Source organism: Pseudoalteromonas sp. SR45-5, assembly GCF_014163565.1.
In the GTDB taxonomy this organism is placed as follows: domain Bacteria; phylum Pseudomonadota; class Gammaproteobacteria; order Enterobacterales; family Alteromonadaceae; genus Pseudoalteromonas; species Pseudoalteromonas distincta.
The window spans coordinates 1-8,531 of the sequence record NZ_JACJDN010000108.1 but is presented as its reverse complement, the minus strand read 5'-3'; the positions used below and the strand labels follow the sequence as shown (position 1 = coordinate 8,531).

General features: G+C 41.2%; 6 protein-coding genes. 5 read left to right on the top strand and 1 reads right to left on the bottom strand.

Translation table 11 applies throughout. The features are described from left to right. Positions 1–11 precede the first annotated feature (11 nt). The gene (locus H5072_RS06275; RefSeq protein WP_004335396.1) at positions 12–1,325 is read right to left on the bottom strand and encodes a Na+/H+ antiporter NhaC family protein; all 1,314 of its coding nucleotides are present in this window, start codon (positions 1,323–1,325) and stop codon (positions 12–14) included. A 354-nt stretch (positions 1,326–1,679) separates the two neighbouring features. On the opposite strand from H5072_RS06275, the gene dapB reads away from it, so the two are divergent. The 5 genes from dapB to H5072_RS06250 all read left to right on the top strand — a co-directional run. Then, a complete protein-coding gene (dapB, locus tag H5072_RS06270; protein WP_182693022.1) occupies positions 1,680–2,483 on the top strand; it encodes a 4-hydroxy-tetrahydrodipicolinate reductase in 804 nt (267 codons plus the stop codon). A 361-nt stretch (positions 2,484–2,844) separates the two neighbouring features. Next, on the top strand, positions 2,845–3,981 hold the full coding sequence (carA, locus tag H5072_RS06265) for a glutamine-hydrolyzing carbamoyl-phosphate synthase small subunit (RefSeq protein ID WP_004335400.1): 1,137 nt from the start codon (positions 2,845–2,847) through the stop codon (positions 3,979–3,981). A gap of 16 nt (positions 3,982–3,997) precedes the next feature. Beyond that, complete coding sequence (carB, locus tag H5072_RS06260) at positions 3,998–7,216, top strand: carbamoyl-phosphate synthase large subunit (protein WP_182693021.1); 3,219 nt, start codon at positions 3,998–4,000, stop codon at positions 7,214–7,216. A 48-nt stretch (positions 7,217–7,264) separates the two neighbouring features. Beyond that, positions 7,265–7,741, top strand: a complete 477-nt coding sequence (gene greA, locus H5072_RS06255) for a transcription elongation factor GreA (protein WP_004335404.1) — start codon at positions 7,265–7,267, stop codon at positions 7,739–7,741. A 158-nt stretch (positions 7,742–7,899) separates the two neighbouring features. Then, positions 7,900–8,531, top strand: a 632-nt coding sequence (locus tag H5072_RS06250) for an LD-carboxypeptidase (RefSeq protein ID WP_182693020.1), incomplete at its 3' end; no start/stop codon positions are given.

Below are 8,531 nucleotides of genomic sequence, written 5' to 3'. Positions count from 1 at the left end.
CGGTGTTTAAACTATGCTTTATTACGGCGTAAGCAAATAACTGCAATGGCTGTAAATGCTAAAATAAAGCAGTAATAAGAAGACGTTGATACTTCCCACGGGCTAATTTTAAACGTAGCACCTAATAACAATGCTTGGGCACCGTATGGCAATGAACCCTGTGTAACACAGGCAAATATATCAAGTAAACTGGCAGAGCGTTTACCGCTTATTTCACCGTCATCTGCTAGCTTTTTAGCAATAGGACCCGCGACAATAATAGACACTGTGTTATTAGCAATACATACATTACTTGTTAAAACTAACGCAGCGATACCTAATTGATCTGCCACTTTACGGTGCCATTTTGCAATGATTTTAGTAATCGCTTGAATTTTTTGAGCAATGTAATCAAGACCACCGTTAATACGAATAAATTCAGATAAGCCGCCAATAAACATAGAAAGTAAAAATATTTCCTGCATATCAGTAAAGCCTTTGTAAATGTCTTTTACAAAGCTTGCGCCTTCGTAACTACCGGTAAAGCCCATTAATGCGGCAAAAATAATACCGCTAAACAACACTACAAATACGTTCAAGCCAGCAACTGCTAACACTAAAATAAAGGCATAAGGAAGTACCAACCAAATATCATAATCTTTAGTTTCAACTACTTGTGCAGCAGGTGTTAAATAAAACAACAGGGCGATTGTTAGAATGGCTGCAGGGACTGCAATTTTAAGATTTTCTTTAAACTTGTCTTTCATTTCACAGCCCTGCGTGCGCGTAGCTGCAATAGTGGTGTCTGAAATAATAGATAAGTTATCGCCAAACATAGCGCCAGATACAATCGTACCGGCCATTAATGCTGGATCTATACCCGTTTTAATTGATACCGCATAAGCGATAGGGCCAATGGCGCCAATCGTACCCATTGACGTTCCCATTGCAGTAGAAACAACGGCCGCAATTAAAAACAAACCAGGGAGCAATAACGAAGGTGGAATAAGCGATAAGCCTGCATTTACTACCGCATCTACACCACCGGTTGCACTTGCCACAGCCGAAAAAGCACCTGCAAGTAAGTAGATTAAACACATGGTAATAATGTTGTTGTGTCCGGCACCTTTAATAAAGGTCTCTACACATTGGTTTACCGTGCCTTTATTTAAAATAAACGCAAGCATGATGGCGGGCAATATAGCAACAGGTGCAGGTAGTTGGTAAAAAGCATAATCAACCCCTTGCGATTGCAAATACAAACCTGAGCCTAAAAATAGCGCTACAAAGGTAAGTAGGGGAAGTAAAGAAAGTATTGCTTTGTTTTTATTAAATGATGGCTGCATCATAATCCTCATAACCAGTAAAATTTATCACAGCCAAAACTCCTCTTTTAGCTGAATTTAGCAGTACAACTTTTTATTTTAAAAAGTTGATAGCCGCAGCGTCCGCAAGCCAAAGACCAAATCGACGCGAAAGAGAAGTTTAAATGTATAGATGGCTAAAGTAAACTGGTATTGTTATTATTATTAAATTAAAAGGTCACCTGACTATTGCATGACTTTTAGATAATATCTATAAAGCAACGCGATTTTCAGCGATTAATATTTATCCAACTGCATAAAAATACCCACCTGCGTATTTTGCAATGTCCGGATATATAGCTAATAAACGGATTCAAATAAAATTAGGTAAAAACCATGACTACAAATCGAATAGGTGTTTTTGGTGCTAACGGCAGAATGGGCTTAGCCCTATTAGAAGCCGCGACAATTAAAGAGCAAACACAACTTACAGGCGCATATGTTCGTAGTGGTTCATCGCTATTGGGCATTAATGTAAATCAAGTAAATAGCGCAGCCGATAACAGTGTTAGCTTTAGCGACGAAAGTACAATAGATGATGTAGATGTTTTAATCGACTTTACGCTGCCAGCGGGTATGAAAAACCATTTAAAAACAGCTGTTGCACAAAAAATTCCTATGGTAATTGGCACAACAGGTTTAACAAATGATGATATGACGCTATTACACGATGCCGCTAAACATATCCCTATTGTATTTGCGCGAAATTACAGCGTAGGTGTCAATGTATTACTTAACCTTGTGCAAACTGCAGCGACTAAATTTGGTGACGATTTAGATATTGAAATATTTGAAGCGCATCACCGTCATAAAATAGATGCACCATCGGGTACTGCACTGGCAATAGGTGAGTCAATCGCGCAAGCGAAAGGCTGGGATCACGACGAGGTTGCGGTATATGACCGAAGCCAAGTAGAAACAGCGAAATCTCAAAATGAGATTGGTTATTCTGTCCTAAGAGGGGGCGATATAGTAGGTGAACATACCGCATACTTCGCTACAATGGGCGAAAGGCTTGAATTAACACATAAAGCAAGTTCGAGAATGACGTTCGCTCTAGGTGCTATAAGGGCTGCAAGCTGGTTAAAAAACAAACCTGCTGGACTTTATGATATGCAAGATGTGCTAGATCTTAAGTAGTTTAGTTACTATTTTAACTGTTTGGGTCTAATTTCACCTACAGTGACTTATTTGTAACAATTAACCAAATAATGTTAGACCTAAATAGCAACTTCATGTAATATGCAGCCAATTTGCCAAAAATTACTAAATGCGTGTTTCCAATTATACCCAAGTGGCTAGTAAATCCAGGGTTTCAGTGGGAATGAAAATAGTTTTAGGCAAGAAAAATGATTGAAGGTTGAATGCTTTACATCTGCATCATTTAAGACTGCGTAAAACAATTTAAGCTCACAAAAATCTGGTTTTGACGATCCCTCTGGGTATTGGCGGGGTGTTAAGCAATTGCTTACTCCCGTTTTTTACTGTTAGGAGGTTTAACTTGACTAAATCCGCTCTGTTAGTCCTAGAAGACGGCACAGTGTTTCGCGGTACTGCAATCGGCGCTGACGGCATGTCAGTCGGTGAAGTGGTATTCAATACGTCTATGACTGGTTATCAAGAAATTTTGACTGATCCATCATACGCGGAACAAATCGTAACTTTGACGTACCCACATATCGGTAATACGGGTACCAACAGCGAAGACGAAGAAGCGAATCAAATTTGGGCTAAAGGCCTAGTGATCCGTGATTTGCCACTGCTAGCAAGTAACTTTCGTAACGAGCAATCGTTAGATGATTACTTAAAAGAACGTAATATTTTAGGTATTGCGGACATCGACACCAGAAAGCTAACTCGAATTTTGCGTGATAAAGGCGCACAAAACGGGTGTATTGTTGCCGGTGACGAGCTAGACGAAAATAAAGCGTTACAAGCCGCGCAAGCCTTCCCAGGTTTAAAAGGTATGGATTTAGCAAAAGTTGTCTCAACCAAGGAAAATTTTGAGTGGCGCGAATCAAGCTGGACATTAGGTGAAGGATTTAAAACCCTTGACGCTGCTGATGAAAAGTTTCATGTTGTTGCCTACGACTTCGGTGTAAAACGTAATATTTTACGTATGCTTGTAGACCGTGGTTGTAAACTTACAGTAGTACCAGCGCAAACTTCTGCCGCTGACGTACTTGCTTTAAACCCTGATGGTATCTTCTTATCTAATGGCCCTGGTGATCCTGAGCCATGTACTTACGCTATTGAAGCCATTCAAGCCTTTTTAGAAACCGACACACCTATTTTTGGTATCTGTTTAGGTCATCAGTTATTAGCCCTTGCCTCAGGTGCTAAAACAGAAAAAATGAAATTTGGCCACCACGGTGGTAACCACCCAGTTAAAGACCTAGACCGTAATGTAGTTATGATCACAGCTCAAAACCATGGTTTTGCAGCTCAAGAATCAAGCCTACCAAGTACGCTTCGTGCCACGCATAAATCGTTATTTGATGGAACGCTTCAAGGTATTCATCGTACTGATAAGCCTGCGTTTAGCTTCCAGGGGCACCCTGAAGCAAGTCCAGGTCCACACGATGCAGCACCATTATTTGACCACTTCATCGATTTGATGCAAGCGCGTAAACACTAATTTAACTGGAGTAATAATGCCAAAACGTACCGACATAAAAAGCATTCTTATCTTAGGCGCAGGCCCAATTGTAATTGGTCAAGCTTGTGAATTTGACTACTCTGGTGCTCAAGCGTGTAAAGCACTTAGAGAAGAAGGCTATAGAGTTATATTAGTTAACTCAAACCCTGCAACTATCATGACCGATCCTGAAATGGCCGATGCTACCTACATCGAACCAATTCACTGGGAAGTGGTAGAAAAAATTATTGAAAAAGAAAAGCCAGATGCAGTACTGCCTACAATGGGTGGTCAAACAGCATTAAACTGTGCACTTGATTTAGACAAGCACGGTGTATTGGCTAAGCACGGCGTTGAGCTAATTGGCGCAACGGCGGATGCAATCGACAAAGCAGAAAACCGTGAACGCTTTGACGTAGCAATGAAAAACATTGGCCTTGAATGTCCTCGTGCTGAAATTGCTCACTCAATGGAAGAAGCTAAAGATACAATGAGCCGAATTGGCTTACCATGTATCATTCGTCCTTCTTTCACCATGGGTGGCACCGGTGGCGGTGTTGCTTACAACATGGAAGAGTTTGAAGAGATATGTGAGCGCGGTTTAGACTTATCACCAACAAACGAATTATTGATTGATGAATCACTGATTGGTTGGAAAGAGTACGAAACAGAAGTTGTACGTGATAAAAACGATAACTGTATTATTGTTTGTACCATTGAAAACTTTGACCCTATGGGTGTTCACACTGGCGATTCAATCACCGTTGCACCAGCGCAAACGCTAACCGACAAAGAATACCAAATTATGCGTAACGCCTCTATGGCGGTATTACGTGAAATTGGTGTAGAAACTGGCGGTTCTAACGTGCAGTTTGGTATTAATCCTGAAGATGGCCGTATGGTTATCATTGAGATGAACCCACGCGTATCACGTTCATCTGCACTTGCATCAAAAGCAACGGGTTTCCCAATTGCTAAAATTGCTGCAAAGCTAGCAGTAGGTTACACGCTTGACGAGCTTCAAAACGATATTACTGGCGGTAAAACTCCAGCATCTTTTGAGCCTTCAATCGATTACGTTGTAACAAAAATTCCTCGCTTTAACTTTGAAAAATTTGCCGGTGCTAACGACCGCTTAACTACGCAAATGAAATCAGTTGGCGAAGTAATGGCGATTGGTCGTAACCAACAAGAATCATTACACAAAGCATTACGTGGTCTTGAAGTGGGCGCAACAGGTTTTAACCCAATAGTTGCACTTGATGACCCTAAAGCGAAAGAAAAAATCATCCGCGAATTACGCGAACCAGGTGCTGAGCGTATCTGGTACATTGCCGATGCAATGCGCCATGGTATGAGCGTTGATGATGTTTATGGGCTGACTAAAGTTAATCGCTGGTTCTTAGTACAAATAGAAGATATTTTAAAAGACGAAGCAAAAATTGGTGAAGTAGGTATGGCTGGTTTAAATGCCGACTTCCTACGTAAACTTAAACGCAAAGGTTTCGCAGATCCACGTATAGCTGAAATTGCTGGTGTATCTGAAGCTGAAATTCGTAAAAAACGTCACCTATTAAACATCGTGCCAGTATACAAGCGTGTTGATACGTGCGCCGCAGAATTTAGCTCAGACACAGCTTACATGTACTCATCTTACGATGAAGAGTGTGAAGCAAACCCAACAGATAAAGACAAAATCATGGTTATTGGTGGCGGTCCTAACCGTATCGGCCAAGGTATTGAATTTGATTACTGTTGTGTACATGCCTCGCTTGCGCTTCGCGAAGACGGTTATGAAACAATTATGGTTAACTGTAACCCTGAAACGGTTTCTACCGATTACGATACATCTGATAGACTATACTTTGAGCCAATTACACTTGAAGACGTACTCGAAATCGTACGTGTTGAAAAGCCAAAAGGCGTTATCGTGCAGTACGGTGGTCAAACACCACTTAAATTAGCACGTGAGCTTGAAGCGAATGGTGTGCCAGTAATTGGTACTTCACCTGATGCGATTGACCGTGCAGAAGATCGCGAACGTTTCCAACAACTTGTTGAGCGTTTGAACTTACTTCAGCCAGAAAATGCAACAGTAACTTCAACTGAAGAAGCACTACTTAAATCAGTCGAAATTGGTTTTCCACTCGTTGTACGTCCGTCGTATGTACTAGGTGGTCGTGCAATGGAAATTGTATACGATGAAGACGATTTACGTCGCTACATGACCGAAGCTGTATCTGCATCAAACGAAGCACCTGTATTACTGGACCGTTTCTTAGATAACGCAATTGAAGTTGACGTTGACGCAATTTGCGACGGTGAGCAAGTAATTATTGGCGGTATCATGGAGCACATTGAGCAAGCCGGTGTTCACTCTGGTGACTCAGCATGTTCATTACCAGCACATTCTTTATCGCAAGAAGTGCAAGATGTAATGCGCAAGCAAGTAACCGATATGGCGCTTGAGCTTGGTGTTGTTGGCTTAATGAATACACAGTTTGCTGTAAAAGATGGCAAAGTGTACTTAATTGAAGTTAACCCGCGTGCCGCACGTACTGTACCGTTTGTATCAAAAGCAACCGGTGTAGCGCTTGCAAAAGTGGCGGCTCGTTGTATGGCGGGTCAGTCTTTGGCAAGCCAAGGTATTACTAAAGAAGTGATCCCTCCTTATTACAGCGTTAAAGAAGTTGTTTTACCATTTGCTAAGTTTCAGGGTGTGGATCCAATTCGTGGCCCTGAGATGCGCTCAACGGGTGAAGTGATGGGTGTTGGTGATACTTTCGCCGAAGCATTCGCAAAAGCACAATTAGGTGCAAGCAACACTTTACCACGCGGTGGTCGCGCGTTATTATCTGTTCGTAATAGCGATAAGCCACGCATTGTTGAATTAGCCAAGATTATGACCGACTTAGGTTTTGAACTTGACGCAACGGGTGGCACGGCACAAGCTCTTGAAGAAGCTGGCATTGAAGTACGACGTGTAAACAAAGTATATGAAGGCCGCCCGCATATTCTTGATTATATCAAGAATAAAGAGTACAGCTATATCGTTAATACCACCGAAGGTCGCCAAGCGATCGAAGATTCGAAGGTGTTACGTCGTGGTGCATTGCAAAATAAAACCAACTATACGACAACCTTGAACGCGGCTTTTGCTAACTGTACTGCTAACAAAGCAGATGACCGTAGTAAAGTAACGTCAGTTCAAGAGCTACACCTGCGATTGAACTAAGGAAATGTGCCAAGGCCAACTAGGGCCTTGGTGTTAAGTGAGAAAAGTATGCAATCAATTCCGATGACAGTTCGTGGCGCAGATTTACTGCGCAAAGAGCTTAACGAATTAAAAACAGTTACCCGTCCAAAAATTATCGCCGACATTGCTGTTGCGCGTGAACACGGTGACTTAAAAGAAAACGCTGAGTACCACGCTGCACGTGAGCAACAGGGTTTTTGTGAAGGTCGTATTCAAGAAATTGAAGCTAAACTTTCAAATGTTCAGATAATCGACGTAACTAAAATGCCAAATACGGGCAAAGTTATTTTTGGTACTACCGTAACTATAGTAAATGTAGATACGGATGCTGAAGTGAAATACCGTATTGTAGGCGATGATGAAGCAGATATTAAAAACAACTTAATTTCTGTTAATTCACCGATTGCACGTGGCTTAATTGGTAAACAAGTAGACGATGCAGTGTCTATCCAAACGCCAAAAGGTATCGTTGAGTACGAAATCATTGAAGTTGAGTATCTTTAACGCATAACTCACTTTAACGTTTTAAATAAAAACCGATGTATTTACATCGGTTTTTTTATGCCTTAAATAAATCACTATACTGATAAGGGTGTTCATATTGCATAAAGAGTGAGCATGATGATATAGGTACATAATCACTTCATTAAAAGGAACACTCAATGGCTAATATACTTTACCCAGCGCCTTTAAAAGTAGGCTCTAAAATTGCTATTTGCTCGCTTTCATCTGGGCTAAAAGAAAAGTATCACGGACGCTTAGATATTGTTATAAATGGACTAAAACAACGAGGGTATAATGTTGTTGAAGGCGAGTTTTTACGTCAAAACAAACCACGCGAACAGCTTAATGCTAAAGCGCATGCTAAGCAGCTAATGGGTTTTTTATTAGATGATGAAATAGATGCGATTATGCCGCCAATGGGTGGTGAGCTGGCAATGGAAATACTGCCACTACTTGATTTTAACGCCATTAAAGAAGCAAAGCCTAAGTGGTTAGTTGGTTTTTCTGATGTGAGTACTATTGCATGTGCACTCACTGCTAAGTGCCAATGGGCAACCCTCCACAGCGCCAATCTTATGCAGTTACACCCAGATGAAAAAAATCCGTATAGCTTACAAATATTTGAAACTCTGACCTACGAAGCCGGTAGTAAATTTGAACAAGGTCCTTCTTCTTTATACCAAAAAAATAAGCCTAATTACGCGCAAAACCCGAACGAAATACTCAGCCCGAGTGAGCCCACAAACTGGCAATGTTTAAACTACACAGATAAACGTACCATAGAAATGTC

What these genes read in the sequence shown, in the direction of transcription:
- greA (WP_004335404.1), top strand. Translation starts at nt 7,265, where the DNA reads ATGCAATCAATTCCGATGACAGTTCGTGGCGCAGATTTACTGCGCAAA.
- carB (WP_182693021.1), top strand. Translation starts at nt 3,998, where the DNA reads ATGCCAAAACGTACCGACATAAAAAGCATTCTTATCTTAGGCGCAGGC.
- H5072_RS06275 (WP_004335396.1), bottom strand. Translation starts at nt 1,325, where the DNA reads ATGCAGCCATCATTTAATAAAAACAAAGCAATACTTTCTTTACTTCCC.
- dapB (WP_182693022.1), top strand. Translation starts at nt 1,680, where the DNA reads ATGACTACAAATCGAATAGGTGTTTTTGGTGCTAACGGCAGAATGGGC.